Here is a 16,492-nt window from a genome sequence, read left to right on the forward strand (position 1 = left end):
CCTCACGGGCGGTAGGGGATCTGCGGCACTTCGAAGCATGTCGCGTTCATGTCCCCCTGGGAGACCCAGCCCGAGCCGTCGCGCCAGCGGGCAACCGAGAGGCAGGTCCGACGTGTCTTCGGCGGCTCCGCGAGCCGCTCGTAGGTGACGGGGATCAGCAGCCCGCCCGCGGTGTAGGGCTTCCCCCGGTTCATGAAGGCGTCGACGCAGGCGCGGGTGACGTCCGCCGGGGCGCAGGACCTCGCCGCGTCCGTGAACCAGCGCGCCGCCGCCCACCCCTCCAGCTGCCACTGGGAATGCGTCTTCAGCCCCTTGGTCGCGTCACGGAACTCCCGTACGGCGGTGTCACCGGCGTCCTCGTAGTTGCGGCTCGACCCCGTGGCCCACAGCGCGTTGCGGCAGCGCGGCGCGTCCTTGTAGTCCGCGGGCACGGTGGACGTCCAGTTCTGGACGTTGGTGACCTTGGCGATGACGTGGGCGCCGACGTCGTCCATGGCCTTGCACAGCTGGGCGTTGCCGTGGGTGTCGATGGCGTCGAAGACGAGATCGGCGCCCTGGTCCTTCAGGTCGGCCGCGACGGCGCGGAAGTCGGGCAGCGCGAAGTCGACCTGTTCGCCGACGACCCGGTAGCCCTCGGCCCTGAGCCCCTGGGTGACCAGCCGGGCGTAGGCGGCGGAGGCGGACTGGTTGTAGGAGACGACGGCGGCCGTGCGGGCGCCCTGGACGCGCTTGAAGTAGCGGTAGACCTCGGTGCCGCCGTACAGCTCGCCGTGCCATCCGGGGGTGCCGTCGCGCGGCGCGAGGCTGCCGTAGATCCCGTAGAGGTGCGGATAGGTGTCGTAGGCGGGGCCGATGGGCTGGCCGCCGATGTCGGGCACGCGCGCGCGGGACACCTGGGAGGCGCCCGCGTAGTCGAGGGCGGTGGTGGCGACGAGGGCCACGACCTTGTCCTCGTCGATCAGCCGGTGCACGCACGTGTTGTTGCCGACCCCGCTGCCGCCGTCGTCGCACAGCCGCACCTCGACCGGCCGCCCGTCGATGCCGCCCCGGGCGTTGAGCCGGTCGAAGTAGGCCTTGGCCCCATCACGCGGTCCGGTGAACGCGGAGCCGCCGACGGGGCTGGTGGCACTGCTGACGACGCCGACGCGGATCGGCGCGGGGGCTTCCCGGGCCGGGGGTGAGGCGCGGTTCTCGAAGTCGCTCTCCGGGAGCCGGCTGCCGCAGGCCGTGCCCGCCAGGAGCAGCAAGACCGCGACGACGGCGCCGGCCGCTGTGCGCCGCACCCTCGCTCAGCAGCCCGGGACAGCGCTCGACGACGCGTTGCCGCTCAGCTGGACCAGCGCGCAGAGCGTGTTGACGGAGACCTTCCAGGTGCCGTTCTGTTCGACGGCCGTTCCGGAGGCGCCGGGCAGGGCGGTGGCGCCTTTCAGGATCAGCGAGTAGGTCACGTCCGCCGAGGTCGGCGAAGTGAACTCGATCTTCTCGACCTTCGCCATCACCTGCTGACCGCGCTGGTCACCGTTGAAACCCTGCAGCACCTGGGCCATCCGGTCGCCGTTCTCCAGGACGGCCTGCTTCTCCTTCGTGGAGACGGCCGGGTCGAAGAACTTCTCCCAGTTCTGCTTGATCTCCGTCCGCGCGGCCGCCTGGTCCGCCGGAGCCGTGGCGCTGGGCCGAGCGCTGGTGGACCGCGCCACCGAGGGTGTGGGCGAAGCCGAACTCGCGCCGCCGCCGCCGCTGCCGCACGCCGTGAGGGCCGCGGCGAGGACGAGAACCGCCGTCACCGCCACTCCCCGGCCGTTCCCCCGCCTGAGGTCGCTCCCGAGAACCATCTGGCTCACCACCGGGTGTCGGTCCGGGCCATGTGCGCCCGGTGCTTTCAGGGTCGGCTTCCAGAGGGCATAGTGCAAGCCATTGGCTGACACGGACAGATACACGACGTGTGGGAGTCCGGATGCGGACAGCTCGACTGCGGACCGTGCACCCCGTCCTGTGGGCCGGCTGGGCCGCCCTCGCCGCGGGCGCGGTGCTGTGCGTCATCGGCTGGTACGGCATCTCCGGCGAGCGGTACGCGGAACGTCAGCTGCCCTACCTCGCCTCCTGCACCGTGCCCGGTGCAGCGCTGATCATCGCCGGCGCGGTGCTCCTCACGCACGGCAGGAACGCGCTGGCCGCGGCCCGCGTCGAGGAACTGTACGGGCTGCTGGTGGCCGCCGGGCCCGACGACGCCGAGGATTCCGGACCGGCGGCGGCCGCGCCCGTGGCCGTGAGCGGCGAGCTCCTCATGGTGCCCAGCGGCACCCTGTACCACCGCGCGGACTGCCCCTTGGTCGCGGGGAAACCGGAAGCCGTACCGGCCGACTCGCGCGTCCTGGCGAGCGGCGACCTGGGGCCGTGCCCGATCTGCGAACCGGACGCCGACGACGACACCTCCGGCGGCGAGCCGCCCTCCCCGGCGGTCGGCGGTCCGCCCCTCGCCGAACGGCCGTCCACGCTCGGTCTCCCGGCCACTCCCGATCTCCCGTCCTCCCCCGGCCGTCCCGGCCCCGACCGTCCGTCCTCCGACCCGGACGGCTGATGTCCTCGCTGACGTACGACCTCACCCTCGCCGGTCTGTCCGTCGGCAGTGCCGCCGCGCTGACCGGGATCGGGCTGATCGTCACCTACCGCGCCACCGGCGTGCTCAACTTCGCGCACGGCGCGATCGCGATGGTGTGCGCGTATCTGCTGCGCCAGTTCACGGTCGAGTGGGGCCGGCCGCTCGCGCTCGGCGCCTCGGTGACCCTGCTGCTGGTCGCCCCGGCCATCGGCATGGCTCTGGAGCGCTTCGTCTTCCGGCCGCTGTCCCTCCTCGGCGGCGACCCCGCGCAGACCCTGGTCGCGTCCATCGGGGTCTTCGTGCTGCTGGTCGGCGGGGCGGCGCTGGTGTGGGGCACCGGGGCGCGGGCGGACGCGCCGACGCTGGTGTCGGCGGATCCGTGGGGGCAGCTGGCGGTGGCCGTCGCGCTGGCCGCGGGTGTGGGCGCGGTGACACGCTGGACCCGTTTCGGCACGGAACTGCGGGCCGTCGTCGACGACCGCCCGCTCGCGGTGCTCGGCGGTATCGACGCCGACCGGGTGGCCGCGGCGGGCTGGGCCTTCGGCTCGTTCACGGCGGGCCTGACGGGCGTGCTCCTCGCGCCGTACGTGCGGCTCGACCCGTACGGCCTGCCGCTGCTCGTCATGGAGGTGATGGCGGTCGCGGTGGCGGCCCGGATGCGCAGTCTCCCGGTCGCCGTCGTGGTCGCCCTCGGCATCGGGGTCGCCCAGAGCCAGCTGACCCGGCTGCACCCCACCGGCTGGGCGGAACCGCTGCTCCAGGCGGTCGGCGCCAACCTCTTCGTGGTCGCGCTGCTCGTCGCCGCGCTCGTGCTGCCCGGCATCGGCACCCGCGACGCGCTCCCGCGCGCGGCGACGGTCCGGGTGCCGACACCGCCCGGGGCCTGGGCCGTGGCCGTCGTGCTGTTCCTGCTGCCGCTCGGTTTCGCGGGCTCGGACCTGCACACGTCCGTGCAGGTGCCCGCGCTCGGTGTCGTCCTGCTGTCCCTCGTCGTGGTCACCGGCCGCGGCGGCCAGATCTCGCTGGGGCAGGCCGCGTACGCCGGTCTGGGCGCCCTCTTCACGGCGCTGCTGGCCGCGGGCCGCTTCCCTGGTCTGCCACGGCTGCCCGGTCTTGCCGCGCTGGCGGTGGCCGTGCTCCTGGTGGCCCCGCTCGGCCTGCTGACCGGATGGCCGGCCATCAAACGGCACGGCCTGGCGCTCGCGGTGGCCACCTTCGCGGTGGGCGTGGGCGTCAGCCGGTTCGTCTTCGCGCAGCCGTACGCGGTGGCCGGCCTGTCCCTGGACCGCCCGGCCGGGTTCGGCGGCGACCGCGCGTACTACGTCCTCGAACTCGTCCTGCTGGCCGTCGCGCTGCTCGCCGCGCACACGCTGCGCCGGGGCCGGACCGGCCGGGCCCTGGCCGCCATGCGCGACCACGAGGCGGGCGCGTCGGCGGCGGGCGTCCGCGTCCCGGCCCTGAAACTGACGGCGTTCGTCGCGGGGGCCGCGCTGGCCGCGCTGGGCGGCGGGATGTTCGGCATGGGCGTGCGCGCCTTCGACGCGACCGCGTACGACCCCGTCCGCGGTCTGCTCTGGTTCGCGGCGGTCGTGGTGCTCGGCGCCGACAGCGTCTTCGGGGCGCTCCTCGCGGCGGCTCTGCTGGTCGGGCTCGACGCGGGGGCCCGCGGCGGGGTGGCGGCCGCCCTGATCGGTCTCCTCGCCGTCCTCGTCGGCCGCTTCCCGGAGGGCCCGTACGCGGCCCTGCGCGCGGCGATGTCGCGTCCCGGGCTCCACCCCCGGGCGACCCTGACACCCCTGGGCGCGCGCGTACGCCGGCGTCTGCGCCCGGCGGGCGCGGCGCGCCCGGGGGAGTTCGTGCCGCGGGCGCCCACGGGGACCGTGGCCCTGGCCGCCGCCGTCCGGGCGCGGATGCCGACGGCGCCCACCGTGACGGCCGGGCCCCCGCGCCGCTCCGGTCCACCCGTACCGAACGGGTCTCCGGGCCGGCCCGGAGACCCCGTACCGGCCGGGTCCCCGAGCCGCTACGGCGTGACGGGAGCGGCCACAAAGGCCGCCCGCCGCGCCGCCCGGACGCCGCCGCGGTCGCTGACGGCCCGTGGGCTCCACGTCGCCTACGGCGGGTTCACCGCTCTCGACGGGGTCCTCCTCGACGTCCCGCCGGGCCGGGTCACGGCGGTCGTGGGGCCCAACGGGGCCGGGAAGAGCACCCTCTTCCACTGTCTCGCGGGGACCCTGCGCCCCTCGGGCGGACAGGTGCTGTTCGGCGGGCGGGACATCACCCGTCTGGCGGCGCACGCGCGGACGCGGCTGGGAATCGCGCGGACCTTCCAGCAGCTGGCGGTCTTCCCGTCGCTGACCGTGGCCGAGAACGTGCGGGTCGGCGCCGAACGGGGGCGGATCGCCGATCCGGGGGCGGTCGAGCGGGCGTTGCGGCTGCTCGGTCTTGACGGGCCGGTGCGGTCGCTGCCCGCGGCGGGGCTGCCGACCGGGACGCTGCGGCGCGTCGAACTGGCCCGCGCGCTCGCCGGGAGCCCCCGGGTACTGCTGCTGGACGAACCCGCGGCCGGTCTCGACACCGGCGAGGTGGCCGCGCTGGCGCGCGTGCTGCGGGCGATCGCCGCGGACGGCATGGCCCTCCTGGTCGTCGAGCACGATCTCGATCTGGTCGCCGACCTGGCCCACACCGTCCACGTCATGGCGGCCGGCCGGATCGTCACCTCGGGGCCCGCCGACCGGGTCCTGGACACGAGGACCGGCGGATGAGCATCGCCCTGCGCGACGCGCGCGTGCGCTACGGCCCCCTGGAGGCCCTGCACGGAGTGACCCTGGTCGCCCCGGGCCCCGGCCTCACCGTCCTGCTGGGCCGCAACGGCTCCGGCCGTACGACCGCGCTGCGCGCCCTCGCCGGAACCGTGCCGCTGTCGGCCGGTGCCGTCGTCTGGGACGGCACCGACGTGACGCGCCTGCCCGCGTTCGAGCGGGCCAGGCGCGGGCTGTGCCTCGTCCCGGAACGCCGGGCCGTGTTCGGTTCGCTGACCGTGCGCGAGAACCTGGAGCTCGCGGCGGCCGACCTCTCCGCCGTCCTGGACGCCTACCCGCAGCTGGCACCGCTCCTCCCCCGCCGCGCGGGCACCCTCTCCGGCGGCGAACAGCGCATGCTCGCCCTCTCCCGCGCACTGTCGCCACGCGTGCGCGTGCTGCTCGTCGACGAACCCGCGCAGGGCATGTCGTCGGCGGTCGCGGCCCGGACGTACGCGTTGCTCGGCGCCCTCGACGCCTGTGTGGTGGTCGCCGAGCAGCGACTGCCGCCGGGACTGCGCGGGCGGCCGGACGGGACGACGTACGTCCATGAACTGCGGCGTGGCGCCGTCGTGTTCAGCGGAGAGGCGGCCGAGGCGGCGGCGCGGAGCGGCGTGCCGCCGGGTCCAGGGGCCGGCCGAACGGGGCGGGGGCCGCGTTCCGGGCGGCGCCCGCCGCCTTCGGGATGACGAGCTGGATGCCCTTGGCCAGCAGGTCCGGACTGCTGCCGATCTTCTTCTTGTTGACCTTGTAGAGCGTCTGCCAGCCGCCTTCGACCCGGTACTTGCGGGCGATCGACGCGAGCGTCTCGCCGGTCTTCACCACGTGGAAGGGACCCTGCAGCCCGTACGTCTTGGAACAGCCGGGCCAGGCCCCCCATCCCTGGACGGCCAGCACCTTCTTCGCGATCTTGATCTGCTCGGCGCGCGTGGCGAGATCGGCGCGGGAAGCGTATTCGAGCCCCCCGAACGCGACCCAGGTGGACTGAAGGAACTGGAGCCCCCCGTAGAAGCCGTTGCCGGTGTTCGCGTGCCAGTGCCCGCTGCTCTCGCACTCGGCGAGGCAGGTCCAGGGCCACTCGTCGTTCGCGCAGTCGTGGGCACCACGGGCCGCCCCGGGGCCGGGAAGCGGGGGCGGGGGTACGGCCTCCGCGTTCCGGGGAACGAGGGCGGCCAGTACGGCGGCGACCACGGCCGCGTACCGCGCACGTCCGATCGAGCGCCCGGACGCGGTCCACGTGTTCGGCGGGGTCCGCCTGGTCGGCATGAAGGACATCGGGCCACGCTAAGCGGCCCGTCCCGCTCGCCCGCCCAGCCGCGCCCACGACGCCCAGGGCCCCACCCGGTCGGAGGACCGGGCGGGGCGCCGTGCCCGGGACGAGGGGGAGCGGGGCTCAGATGTCGAGCCGCTGCCCGGGCACGATCAGATCGGGATCACCGCCGATGACGGACGTGTTGGCGGCGTAGATCTTGCGCCAGGTGGTCCCGTGCCGCGCGGCGATGGCACTCAGGGTGTCGCCTTCACGGACGGTGTAGTCGCCGCGGGACGAGCCGCGGTTGGTGTGGCCCGACGGGCGGGCCGGCGCCTTCGCCGGTTCCCGCTTCGCCGGGGCGGACGGAGGCGCGGACCGGGGCGCGGGCGCCGACTTCGGCGCCGACTTGGCGGTCGCCGATCCCGCGGCCGACCCCGCACCCGAGGAGCCGGGCGCGTTGCCGTATGCCCCGGCGCGGGCCGAACAGGTGGGCCAGGCACCCCATCCCTGCGCGCTCTGGACCTTGCTCGCGACGGCTATCTGCGCGCTCCTGGAGGCCTGGTCGGCGGTCGGCGCGTACGCCGTGCCGCCGTAGGCGCGCCAGGTGCCGGCGGAGAACTGGAGCCCCCCGTAGTAGCCGTTGCCGGTGTTGATGTGCCAGTTGCCGCCGCTCTCGCACCGGGCGATGCGGTCCCACACTCCGCTGTCGGCCGCTGCGGCGTCGCCGGTCGCGGCGAGCAGTCCGAGCGGGGCGAGCAGTGCCGCCCCGGCGAGGACCGCCGTCGTACGTGTCCTGTTCGCCGTACGAGCCTTGTGACTGTTCTCGTGAGTGCTGTCGGCACATGCGGACATGTATTTCCCTCTCGAAACACCCGGGGTCCCCCAGGACGGGACGCGACGACCCGCGTGTAGGACGCGGCCGTCGCGCTCCGACCCGTCCGCCGACGGCCTTGCTGTGATCCGGTGCGGATCGGCCGGCGGACGTACCCGAGCGGTGCTCGTTGCACACAGCGCAGGAACCTATGGACCCGGGCGCCCCGATATCAACCAACTCTTTGTCATTCGAGGCCAGTTAGCCGTTACCGCGGGTATCATCGATTTTCGGCCACCCACTTCATTGGGTGATTTCCGGATTTGTCGACCTGCTCCCCTTGCCGCCTGTGACCCACTTCACCCAATCAACTTCCCTACGACTCCTGGAAGTTGACTCGGAGTAACCAATTCCGGGGGCATCTTCACCCTGGGCTTCGGATGGTTCGATTCCGTTCGCTCTCGAGCGTGACTCCGGCCACAGATCACCCGTTGACATCTTCATGAGCCGGGAACCCCCGATTCATGGGCCGGGAGCCACCCGGCACCGCCACGCACCGCATCCCGAGGAGCCACCGTGCCGCGCATGCTCGACGTCAGCGACGACGTACGCGCCGAGATCGGCGACGAAGAAGCCGACCGGCTGCTCGCCGGAGAGAACGCCCCCGGCAGTTACGACTGCACGTCGTGCCGCACCCCGGGCGACTCGGAACAGGAGCGCACCAGCACCGTCCTGTTCATCGGCGACGAGACCGCCGTCCTCGCCTTCGCCCACGCCACCTGCCTGCCCTCACAGGTCGTGCAGGTCACCGAGGAACAACTCCAGGGCGCCGTCCGCTCGATCCACCCCGACGGCACACCCGCCGACACCGGACCCGAGCAGGCCGTGCTCGGTGTCACCAGCGGACTCGTACTGATCAACGGCGAGTTGCACCCGGCGCTCGTCGTCGAGCCGACCGGGCCGATCGTGCGCCCCGGCTCGACCGACATCGGCGACGACTTCCTGCCGCTGCTCATCGAGCAGGGCTTCATGCCCGCGACCGAGCTGAACTCGGTGCCGCCGGTCCTGCACGGCTGGTCCGTACTGCTCGCCATGGGCCAGTTGCACGCCGTGCTCCAGCCGGGCACCGGCGGCGGCTCTCCCGTCGCCTGGTGGCAGGCCCACCAGGCGCTCCAGGTCACCGAGAGCTGGCGCGCCGCCGCCAACAAGCACCGGCAGGTGCTCCTGTTCGCGGCGCCGGTCGGCTCGATCGGCCGCCAACCCCGGGAGGACCTGCTGCGCGACGCGCTCGACAAGGCGGCGGCCAACGGAAAGCTGGTCGCCGCCGCGATGCCGCTCGCCGGTACCTGAGGGCACCGCACGACGCCGTGCGCAGGCTCGGCGGGGACTGAGGGCGGGGCGCCGCGCGGGCGTTCGGCGGGGAACCGGGGTGCGCGGCCGGCAACGGCCGAGGCGGGTTCCCCGCGCGGTTCCCCGCGCCGTCACGCCCCCACGCGCGCCCTCACTCCGGGCGGCCGCGAAATGACCGTGTCGGCCGCATCCGTTGGGCGGCGGGGTCGTTGGCACGTACGTGCACACCTACGACGTCCCCGGCCACCGGCCCTTCCAGCCGGTCCCTCCCTCGGGCTCCCCCCTCCGTTCGAGCAGAGAGGTGCCGGCGTCGCGACCGGTGCAGGACCCTCATCAGGGCGGCCCATCGGCCACGCCGATCTACGACGCGCTCTACGCCGAGTGGATCAGATCCTTCAGGACCCTGCCCGGCGACCGGCACGGCGAGGAGAACCTGGGCTTCACGGCCTTCGGGAGCCTCGGGCGCGGTTCGAACTCGTTCAGCTCGTCGGGCGCATACAGCTCGTACAGCGCGGGGGCGCACACCGCGCGGCAGATCGCCGCGCAGCACGGACCCACCTCGACGGCGACGGCCGTCTGGCAGCCGGGCGCACGCCAGCACGGCACCGGGATGCACCACATCCCGGCCGCGCTGCCACCCGCGCCGCGCCGGGGTCTTTGAAACGGCGGATCCTTGAGCGGTAATGCGTGAGGGCGGCTCCCCCCGGGGGGAGCCGCCCTCACGCATTACCTGTCGGCGCTACTTCTTCTTGTTGGCGCCGCGCTTCTCGCGCACCCGCACCGAGATGTGGATCGGCGTGCCCTCGAAGGCGAACTCCTCGCGCAGCCGGCGCTCGATGAAGCGCCGGTAGCCGTGCTCGATGAAGCCGGAGGCGAAGAGCACGAACCGCGGGGGCTTGGTGCCCGCCTGCGTACCGAACAGGATGCGGGGCTGCTTGCCGCCGCGGACCGGGTGCGGGTGGGCGGCGACCAGCTCGCCGAGGAAGGCGTTCAGACGGCCGGTGGGGACACGGGTCTCCCAGCCGTCCAGAGCCGTCTCGATCGCCGGGACGAGCTTCTCCATGTGGCGGCCGGTACGGGCCGAGACGTTCACCCGGGGCGCCCAGGCCACCTGGGCGAGCTCGGTCTCGATCTCCCGCTCCAGGTAGTAGCGGCGCTCCTCGTCGAGGGTGTCCCACTTGTTGAAGGCGAGGACGATGGCGCGGCCCGCGTCCACGGCCATGGTGACGATGCGCTGGTCCTGCACGGAGATGGTCTCGGACGCGTCGATCAGGATGACCGCGACCTCGGCCTTCTCGACGGCGGCGGCGGTGCGCAGCGAGGCGTAGTAGTCGGCGCCCTGCTGGAGGTGGACGCGCTTGCGGATGCCCGCCGTGTCGACGAACTTCCAGGTGATGCCGCCGAGTTCGATGAGCTCGTCGACCGGGTCACGGGTGGTGCCCGCGACCTCGTTGACGACCACGCGGTCCTCGTTGGCCACCTTGTTCAGCAGGGAGGACTTGCCGACGTTCGGGCGGCCGATGAGGGCGATACGGCGGGGGCCGCCCACCGCGGTGCCGAAGGTCTGCGCCGGGGCCTCGGGCAGCGCCTCCAGGACGGCGTCGAGCATGTCGCCGGTGCCGCGGCCGTGCAGCGCGGAGACCGGGTGCGGCTCGCCGAGACCGAGGGCCCAGAGGTACGAGGCGTCGGACTCGCCGCTCATGCCGTCGACCTTGTTGGCGCACAGGACGACGGGCTTGCCGGCCTTGCGGAGAAGGCGTACGACCGCCTCGTCGGTGTCGGTCGCGCCGACCTTGGCGTCGACGACGAACACGACCGCGTCGGCGGCCTCGATCGCGTACTCGGCCTGGGCGGCGACGGACGCGTCGATGCCGAGGACGTCCTGCTCCCAGCCGCCGGTGTCGACGAGCTTGAAGCGGCGGCCCGCCCACTCGGCCTCGTAGGTGACGCGATCGCGGGTGACGCCGGGCTTGTCCTCGACGACGGCCTCGCGGCGGCCGATGATGCGGTTCACCAGGGTCGACTTGCCGACGTTCGGGCGGCCGACGACGGCGAGGACGGGCAGCGGGCCGTGGCCCGCCTCCTCGATCGCGCCCTCGACGTCCTCGACGTCGAAGCCCTCTTCCGCGGCGAGCTCCATGAACTCCGCGTACTCGGCATCGCCAAGCGCCCCGTGCTCGTGTTCCGCCGAGCCGTCGGGCTGGATGTGGTCGTTCATGAAGTCCGTACCTCGTCGTTCATCGTGGTGATCGGTGGAACACCCGTAAACCGGATGATCCACTACTAAGTGTCGCCTAACGCCCGACGGGGCGCCCGGCGTTTTCCGGGCGTCCGGTCAGACGCCTTGCGTGGTCAAGGTGGGCGCTGAGCTGTTTCTGGATGCGGCCGGTGGCCTCGTCCAGCGCCTGGCGCGTGCGCCTGCCGCTGCCGTCGCCCGCATCGAAGGGGTCACCGAAGACGACGTCGACCCTGCTGCGCAGCGGGGGCAGTGCCTTCGTCAACCGGCTGGTCCGCTCGGAACTTCCCAGCACCGCCACCGGGACGATGGGAGCTCCGCTGCGCACCGCGAAGTACGCGAGCCCGGCCCGCAGCGAGGCGAAGTCTCCCTCGCCCCGGGTGCCCTCCGGGAAGATCCCGAGGACTCCGCCGGCCGCCAGGACGCCGAGAGCGTCGGTGATGGCCGTGCGGTCGGCGATCTCGCGGTCCACCTTCAGCTGGCCGATGCCCAGCAGGAACGGGTCGAGCGGGCCGATGAACGCTTCCTTCTTGATCAGGAAGTGGGTGGGCCTGGGCGCGACGCCCATGACCATCGGCCCGTCGATGTTGTGCGAGTGGTTCACGGCCAGGATCGCCGGGCCGGTCGCGGGGACCTTCCAGGCACCGAGCACGCGCGGCTTCCACAGCCCGTACATCAGGCCGACGCCGATCCGGCGCCCGACGTCGGCGCGTCTCGCGGAGGGTGCGGTCACTTGGCGGCCCGCTTCTCCTCGACGAGGGTGACGACGCACTCGATGACCTGCTGGAGCGTGAGGTCGGAGGTGTCCACCTCGACCGCGTCGCCCGCCTTGGCGAGGGGGGAGGTCTTACGGCTGGAGTCGGCCGCGTCCCGCTTGATCAGCGCCTCACGGGTCGCGTCGATGTCCGCGCCCTTCAGCTCACCGCTGCGCCGGGCGGCACGCGCCTCCGGGGAGGCGGTGAGGAAGATCTTCAGGTCGGCGTCGGGCAGCACGGTGGTGCCGATGTCCCGGCCCTCGACGACGATGCCGGCCGGCGCGGAGCCGGCGAGGGTGCGCTGCAGTTCGGTGATCCGGGCACGCACCTCGGGGACGGCGCTGACCGCGCTCACCTTGGAGGTGACCTCCTGCGTACGGATCGGGCCGGCGACGTCGGTCCCGTCGACCGTTATGGTCGGCTCGGCCGGATCGGTACCGGAGATGATCTCCGGCTTCTCGGCCACGGCGGCGATCGCGGAGGGGTCCGTGATGTCGACACCGTTGCTGACCATCCACCACGTGATGGCACGGTACTGGGCCCCCGTGTCCAGGTAGCTCAGACCGAGCTTCGCGGCCACGGCCTTCGAGGTGCTCGACTTGCCCGTGCCGGAGGGGCCGTCGATGGCGACAATCACAGCCGGAGCGGTACGGGCGGCGCCGTTGTCCACGGTGGGAACACCTTCCTGGTGCGGGGTGGAGGTCTCTGCGGGACACGATCGCGCCCCGCACAAGGTTACTGGCTCCACGGACCCCGTATTACTGGCCCGCTCACCGGGCCGCCCCGGGCCGGTCACGAAGCCCCGCCGGGACAGGGCCCGGCCCGTGCCGATCCCCGCCGCCGCCCCCGGCCGCCGGGCGCCAGGGCTCCGGCCGGGCGTCGCCCGACTGCGCCTCCCCCGGCCGTCCGCGAGCCGGGCGCAACTCGGCGCCGCAACCCGCCGCGGCGGGTTCCCTGCGCCTGCCGGACCTCGCACGGCTGCGCCTCCCCCGCCCGTCGGCGACCGTGCGCGGCCGTGCGCGAGGGGACGCCGTGACCCGCCGTGCAGGCCGTCCCGGCGGGCCTCGGCCCACGGCGTCGCGCCTACTGGCGCAGCGCCCAGCCCCGCTCCCGCAGCGCCGCGCCGAGTACCGGCACCGCCTTCGGTTCCACCATCAGCTGCACCAGGCCGGCCTGCTGACCGGTCGCGTGCTCGATGCGTACGTCCTCGATGTTGACCCCGGCCAACCCCGCGTCGGCGAAGATGCGGGCGAGCTGACCGGGCTGGTCGTCGATGAGGACGGCGACGACCTCGTAGGCGCGCGGCGCGGAGCCGTGCTTGCCGGGGACGCGGACCTGGCCCGCGTTGCCGCGGCGCAGGACGTCCTCGATGCCGGTGGCGCCCTCGCGGCGCTTGGCCTCGTCGGAGGACTGGAGGGCACGCAGTGCCTGGACCGTCTCGTCGAGGTCTGCGGAGACGTCCGCGAGGAGGTCCGCGACGGGACCCGGGTTCGCGGAGAGGATGTCGATCCACATCCGGGGGTCGGAGGCCGCGATCCGGGTCACGTCGCGGATGCCCTGCCCGCAGAGCCGTACCGCCGTCTCCTCCGCGTGCTGCAGGCGCGCGGCCACCATGCTGGACACCAGGTGGGGCATGTGTGAGACGAGTGCCACGGCCCGGTCGTGGGCGTCGGCGTCCATGACGACGGGCAGCGCACGGCAGTGCGACACCAGTTCCAGGGCGAGGTTCAGTACCTCGGTGTCCGTGTCCCGGGTCGGCGTGAGCACCCAGGGCCGCCCCTCGAAGAGGTCGCCGCTCGCGGCCAGCGGCCCGGACTTCTCACGGCCCGACATGGGATGCGTGCCGATGTACTGGGTGAGGTCGAGGCCGAGCGCCTCCAGCTCGCGGCGGGGACCGCCCTTGACGCTGGCGACGTCCAGGTAGCCACGGGCGAGACCGCGCCGCATGGCGTCCGCGAGGGTCGCGGCGACATGCGCGGGCGGTGCGGCGACGATCGCGAGGTCGACCGGCCCCTCGGGGGCCTCGTCCGTGCCGGCGCCCAGCGCGGCCGCCGTACGGGCCTGCAGCGGGTCGTGGTCGGCGAGGTGGACGACGACGCCGCGCGCCGCGAGCGCGAGGGCCGCGGACGTGCCGATCAACCCGGTTCCGATGACGAGCGCGGTCCTCACTGGGCGATGTCCTTGCGCAGCGCGCCCGCGGCGCCGAGGTAGACGTGCACGACGTCCGCGCGCGGCCGGTCGGACTCGATGTGGGCGAGAACACGGACGACCCGGGGCATCGCGCCCTCGATGGTCAGCTCCTGCGCGCAGATCAGCGGAACGTCCACGATGCCGAGCTTGCGCGCCGCCGCCGCCGGGAAATCGCTGTGCAGATCGGGCGTCGCCGTGAACCAGATGCTGATCAGGTCGTCCGTGGTGAGCGCGTTGCGCTCCAGGATGGCGGTGAGCAGCTCGCTGACCTGCTCGTCCATGTGGCCGGCCTCGTCCCGTTCCAGTTGGACGGCGCCCCGGACCGCTCGTACCGCCACGGTGATGCTCCTCACTGATCTGTGTGCACGTCGTGTCGCACCAGCGTAGTCAGCCCCCCGCGCGCGGGTGCGCGGCGCCCGCCTGACGAGACGGGGGCCACGCGCCGACTCCGGCCGGGACCGGCTCGTGCCGCCCGTCCCGGATCGGCTGCCGCTCGCTTCGGACGAACCGCTGCCCGCTTCGAACGGACTGCTGCTCGCCGAGTCCCCGAGAGAGGTGGCGGACGGCCTCTCCCCGCCCGGAGTGAGCTTGTTCCACCGCCCGAGGCGGACACCGGGCGATGCCGTCGGCGGCCTGCCCGGCCCCTCAGACTCCGCCGACGTCACCCGAATCGCCCCATTCCGCCACTTGTGGCGGAAACGCGCCCGTGCGCCTCTGGACGCGGGCGCGTGAGTCCGCTCTCATTGCAGGAGACTCGCCTCGGGGGAGGCCCGAATGAAGCGTCCAGGACCCCTTCTCACCCTTCTCGCGGGGCTCGTGTTCGGCGTGTTCATGCTGTCGCTCAACGCGATGACGGGGACGAAGAACGCGCCCAACCCGTACCGGCAGGCGTCGCCGGGCGTCTCGGTGTCGGCCAGCGCCCCGCCCGCCTCCTCCTCTCCCTCACCGAGCGTCCCGCCCAGCCCCTCACCGTCCCGCAGCGCCCTGCCCAACGCCGACTACGCGGGCCGCACCGACGACAACTCCTCGGCGGTCGCGATCTCCCTGCGGGGCGGCAAGGCGATCGCGTACTTCTGCGACGGGCACGACAAGGAGTCCTGGCTGAAGGGTGACGTCAAGGACGACGGCACCATGAAGCTCGCGGGCGGCAACGGCGACGAGCTGGACGGAACCCTTCAGGACGGCAAGCTGATTCGCGGCACCGCCCACGTCGGGGGGCAGCGCTACGGCTTCACGGCCGACCGGGCGATCAAGCCCTCCGGCCTGTACCGGGCGACGGCGACCGTGCGCGGCGCGAAGGTCGACGGCGGCTGGATCGTGCTGCCGGGCGGCAAGCAGGTCGGTGTCGTGACGAAGGACGGGACACCTTCGGCGGCACCGGTGATCGACCCGGAGACCGGCACCGTGACGATCGACGGACAGAAGATCATCGCGCGTCCTGTCACCCCCTGACCGCCTCTCCTCCTCCACCGGGAGCCGTTCATGACCGTGGACCCGAACGCCGCCACCCAGGGCTTCCCCTCTCGGCCACCCGCCCACGGCGGCCCGAGCCCGGCCCGCTATCTCGTGCCGGCCCTGGTCGCGGCGGCGGTCGCGGTCGGTCTCGGCGTCTACGGCAAGGTCCACGACCCGGCGGGAACGGCCTTCAATCTCGCGGGTTTCAGCAGCACGGGCGCCGTGAAGTCCTGGCTGGCGACGACGGCGTTCTTCTTCGCGCTCGTCCAGCTCGTCTCGGCGCTCATGATGTACGGGAAGCTGCCGGGCCCGGGCTGGGCGGCGGCGCTGCACCGGTGGTCGGGACGGATCGCGTTCCTGGTGGCGGTGCCTGTCGCGGTGCACTGCCTGTACGCGTTGGGCTATCAGACGTACAGCACACGCGTCCTTTGGCACTCGCTCCTGGGGTGCTTCTTCTTCGGTGCCTTCAGTGCCAAGATGCTGCTGCTCCGCTGGGAGCGTCTGCCCGGCTGGCTGCTGCCCGTCATCGGGGGCCTCGTCTTCGCCGTGCTCACTGCCGTCTGGCTGACGTCCGCCTTCTGGTTCTTCCGTACGTTCGGAGTGACGACATGACCAACCGCTCGACGCGGCGCACGGTGATCCTCGCCACGGGGGCGTCCGCGCTGCTCGCGGGATGCAGCCAGTACGGCAACGGCAGCAGCAGTTCATCGGACTCGTCCCCGAAGGCGTCCAGCGGCCAGGAGCTCGCCACGACGAGCGACATCCCGGTCGGCGGGGGCACGGTCTTCAAGGACCAGAAGGTCGTGGTCACCCAGCCGGCGAAGAACGACTTCAAGGCCTTCTCGGCGATCTGCACGCACGCGGGCTGCATCGTGGACAAGGTCGCGGACGGCACCATCGACTGCCCGTGCCACGGGAGCAGGTTCAGTGTCGAGGACGGGGCGGTGAAGGCCGGTCCCGCGCCACGTCCGCTGCCCGCCGAGAAGATCACGGTGGAGGGAAACTCGATCCGCCTGGCGTGAGACGGCCCGTACGCTCCAGGC

Annotated in this window: 16 protein-coding genes and 1 pseudogene; 8 read left to right on the top strand and 9 right to left on the bottom strand. The window is 73.1% G+C overall.

The window, feature by feature from the left end; all coding sequences use genetic code 11:
* Positions 1-2 precede the first annotated feature (2 nt).
* Both ACFYW8_RS28655 and ACFYW8_RS28660 read right to left on the bottom strand, forming a co-directional pair.
* Positions 3-1,283, bottom strand: coding sequence for an ABC transporter substrate-binding protein (locus ACFYW8_RS28655; protein ID WP_389082532.1), 1,281 nt, complete (start codon positions 1,281-1,283; stop codon positions 3-5).
* Positions 1,284-1,289: 6 nt separating this feature from the next.
* The gene (locus tag ACFYW8_RS28660; RefSeq protein ID WP_389082537.1) at positions 1,290-1,832 is read right to left on the bottom strand and encodes a hypothetical protein; all 543 of its coding nucleotides are present in this window, start codon (positions 1,830-1,832) and stop codon (positions 1,290-1,292) included.
* 122 nt (positions 1,833-1,954) lie between these two features.
* Here ACFYW8_RS28660 and ACFYW8_RS28665 point away from each other — a divergent pair.
* The 3 genes and pseudogenes from ACFYW8_RS28665 to ACFYW8_RS28675 form a co-directional block, all read left to right on the top strand.
* Positions 1,955-2,428: pseudogene (locus ACFYW8_RS28665) on the top strand (hypothetical protein); the annotation flags it as partial.
* Positions 2,429-2,577: 149 nt separating this feature from the next.
* Positions 2,578-5,364, top strand: coding sequence for an ATP-binding cassette domain-containing protein (locus ACFYW8_RS28670; RefSeq protein WP_389082540.1), 2,787 nt, complete (start codon positions 2,578-2,580; stop codon positions 5,362-5,364).
* Entirely contained in the window at positions 5,361-6,089 is a 729-nt protein-coding gene (locus ACFYW8_RS28675; protein ID WP_389082545.1) for an ABC transporter ATP-binding protein, read from the top strand. Before ACFYW8_RS28670 ends, ACFYW8_RS28675 begins: the two co-directional genes overlap by 4 nt.
* Here ACFYW8_RS28675 and ACFYW8_RS28680 read toward each other — a convergent pair.
* Positions 5,977-6,675: a transglycosylase family protein gene (locus tag ACFYW8_RS28680; protein ID WP_389082550.1), complete on the bottom strand. Its 699-nt coding sequence runs from the start codon at positions 6,673-6,675 to the stop codon at positions 5,977-5,979. The two genes, ACFYW8_RS28675 and ACFYW8_RS28680, sit on opposite strands and share 113 nt — an antisense overlap.
* A 118-nt stretch (positions 6,676-6,793) precedes the next feature.
* Positions 6,794-7,504, bottom strand: coding sequence for a transglycosylase family protein (locus ACFYW8_RS28685; protein WP_389082555.1), 711 nt, complete (start codon positions 7,502-7,504; stop codon positions 6,794-6,796).
* Positions 7,505-8,039: 535 nt separating this feature from the next.
* Here ACFYW8_RS28685 and ACFYW8_RS28690 point away from each other — a divergent pair.
* Positions 8,040-8,813, top strand: coding sequence for a hypothetical protein (locus ACFYW8_RS28690; protein ID WP_389082560.1), 774 nt, complete (start codon positions 8,040-8,042; stop codon positions 8,811-8,813).
* A gap of 319 nt (positions 8,814-9,132) precedes the next feature.
* On the top strand, positions 9,133-9,474 hold the full coding sequence (locus tag ACFYW8_RS28695) for a hypothetical protein (protein WP_389082565.1): 342 nt from the start codon (positions 9,133-9,135) through the stop codon (positions 9,472-9,474).
* A gap of 78 nt (positions 9,475-9,552) precedes the next feature.
* Here the strand turns inward: ACFYW8_RS28695 and der are convergent, their stop codons facing one another.
* The 5 genes from der to aroH all read right to left on the bottom strand — a co-directional run bounded on the left by der (position 9,553) and on the right by aroH (position 14,332).
* Positions 9,553-11,031 (bottom strand): ribosome biogenesis GTPase Der, encoded by a 1,479-nt coding sequence (der, locus tag ACFYW8_RS28700; protein WP_261708184.1) that lies wholly within the window; start codon positions 11,029-11,031, stop codon positions 9,553-9,555.
* Positions 11,032-11,107: 76 nt separating this feature from the next.
* Positions 11,108-11,821 (bottom strand): lysophospholipid acyltransferase family protein, encoded by a 714-nt coding sequence (locus ACFYW8_RS28705; protein ID WP_389082571.1) that lies wholly within the window; start codon positions 11,819-11,821, stop codon positions 11,108-11,110.
* Positions 11,779-12,474, bottom strand: coding sequence for a (d)CMP kinase (cmk, locus tag ACFYW8_RS28710; RefSeq protein WP_389082576.1), 696 nt, complete (start codon positions 12,472-12,474; stop codon positions 11,779-11,781). The genes ACFYW8_RS28705 and cmk overlap by 43 nt, the downstream gene beginning before the upstream one ends.
* A gap of 413 nt (positions 12,475-12,887) precedes the next feature.
* Entirely contained in the window at positions 12,888-13,973 is a 1,086-nt protein-coding gene (locus ACFYW8_RS28715) for a prephenate dehydrogenase (RefSeq protein WP_389082580.1), read from the bottom strand.
* Positions 13,970-14,332 carry a chorismate mutase gene (gene aroH / locus ACFYW8_RS28720; RefSeq protein ID WP_365876877.1) on the bottom strand — a complete coding sequence of 121 codons (363 nt, stop codon included), beginning with the start codon at positions 14,330-14,332 and terminating at the stop codon, positions 13,970-13,972. Before aroH ends, ACFYW8_RS28715 begins: the two co-directional genes overlap by 4 nt.
* 436 nt (positions 14,333-14,768) lie before the next feature.
* Here aroH and ACFYW8_RS28725 point away from each other — a divergent pair, with 436 nt between their 5' ends.
* Genes ACFYW8_RS28725 through ACFYW8_RS28735 form a run of 3 tightly spaced genes read left to right on the top strand, consistent with a single transcriptional unit; the run spans position 14,769 to position 16,471 of the window.
* Positions 14,769-15,446, top strand: coding sequence for a hypothetical protein (locus tag ACFYW8_RS28725; RefSeq protein ID WP_389082585.1), 678 nt, complete (start codon positions 14,769-14,771; stop codon positions 15,444-15,446).
* A gap of 30 nt (positions 15,447-15,476) precedes the next feature.
* Complete coding sequence (locus ACFYW8_RS28730) at positions 15,477-16,061, top strand: DUF6529 family protein (protein WP_365876881.1); 585 nt, start codon at positions 15,477-15,479, stop codon at positions 16,059-16,061.
* Complete coding sequence (locus ACFYW8_RS28735) at positions 16,058-16,471, top strand: Rieske (2Fe-2S) protein (protein WP_389082593.1); 414 nt, start codon at positions 16,058-16,060, stop codon at positions 16,469-16,471. The genes ACFYW8_RS28730 and ACFYW8_RS28735 overlap by 4 nt, the downstream gene beginning before the upstream one ends.
* Positions 16,472-16,492: the final 21 nt, after the last annotated feature.

This window comes from Streptomyces sp. NPDC002742 (genome assembly GCF_042888885.1).
Classification (GTDB): Bacteria; Actinomycetota; Actinomycetes; order Streptomycetales; family Streptomycetaceae; genus Streptomyces.

Coding starts and splice junctions, on each gene's coding strand:
- ACFYW8_RS28660 (WP_389082537.1), bottom strand. CDS start 1,832: ATGGTTCTCGGGAGCGACCTCAGGCGGGGGAACGGCCGGGGAGTGGCG.
- ACFYW8_RS28670 (WP_389082540.1), top strand. CDS start 2,578: ATGTCCTCGCTGACGTACGACCTCACCCTCGCCGGTCTGTCCGTCGGC.
- ACFYW8_RS28675 (WP_389082545.1), top strand. CDS start 5,361: ATGAGCATCGCCCTGCGCGACGCGCGCGTGCGCTACGGCCCCCTGGAG.
- ACFYW8_RS28680 (WP_389082550.1), bottom strand. CDS start 6,675: ATGTCCTTCATGCCGACCAGGCGGACCCCGCCGAACACGTGGACCGCG.
- ACFYW8_RS28685 (WP_389082555.1), bottom strand. CDS start 7,504: ATGTCCGCATGTGCCGACAGCACTCACGAGAACAGTCACAAGGCTCGT.
- der (WP_261708184.1), bottom strand. CDS start 11,031: ATGAACGACCACATCCAGCCCGACGGCTCGGCGGAACACGAGCACGGG.
- ACFYW8_RS28725 (WP_389082585.1), top strand. CDS start 14,769: ATGAAGCGTCCAGGACCCCTTCTCACCCTTCTCGCGGGGCTCGTGTTC.
- ACFYW8_RS28730 (WP_365876881.1), top strand. CDS start 15,477: ATGACCGTGGACCCGAACGCCGCCACCCAGGGCTTCCCCTCTCGGCCA.
- ACFYW8_RS28735 (WP_389082593.1), top strand. CDS start 16,058: ATGACCAACCGCTCGACGCGGCGCACGGTGATCCTCGCCACGGGGGCG.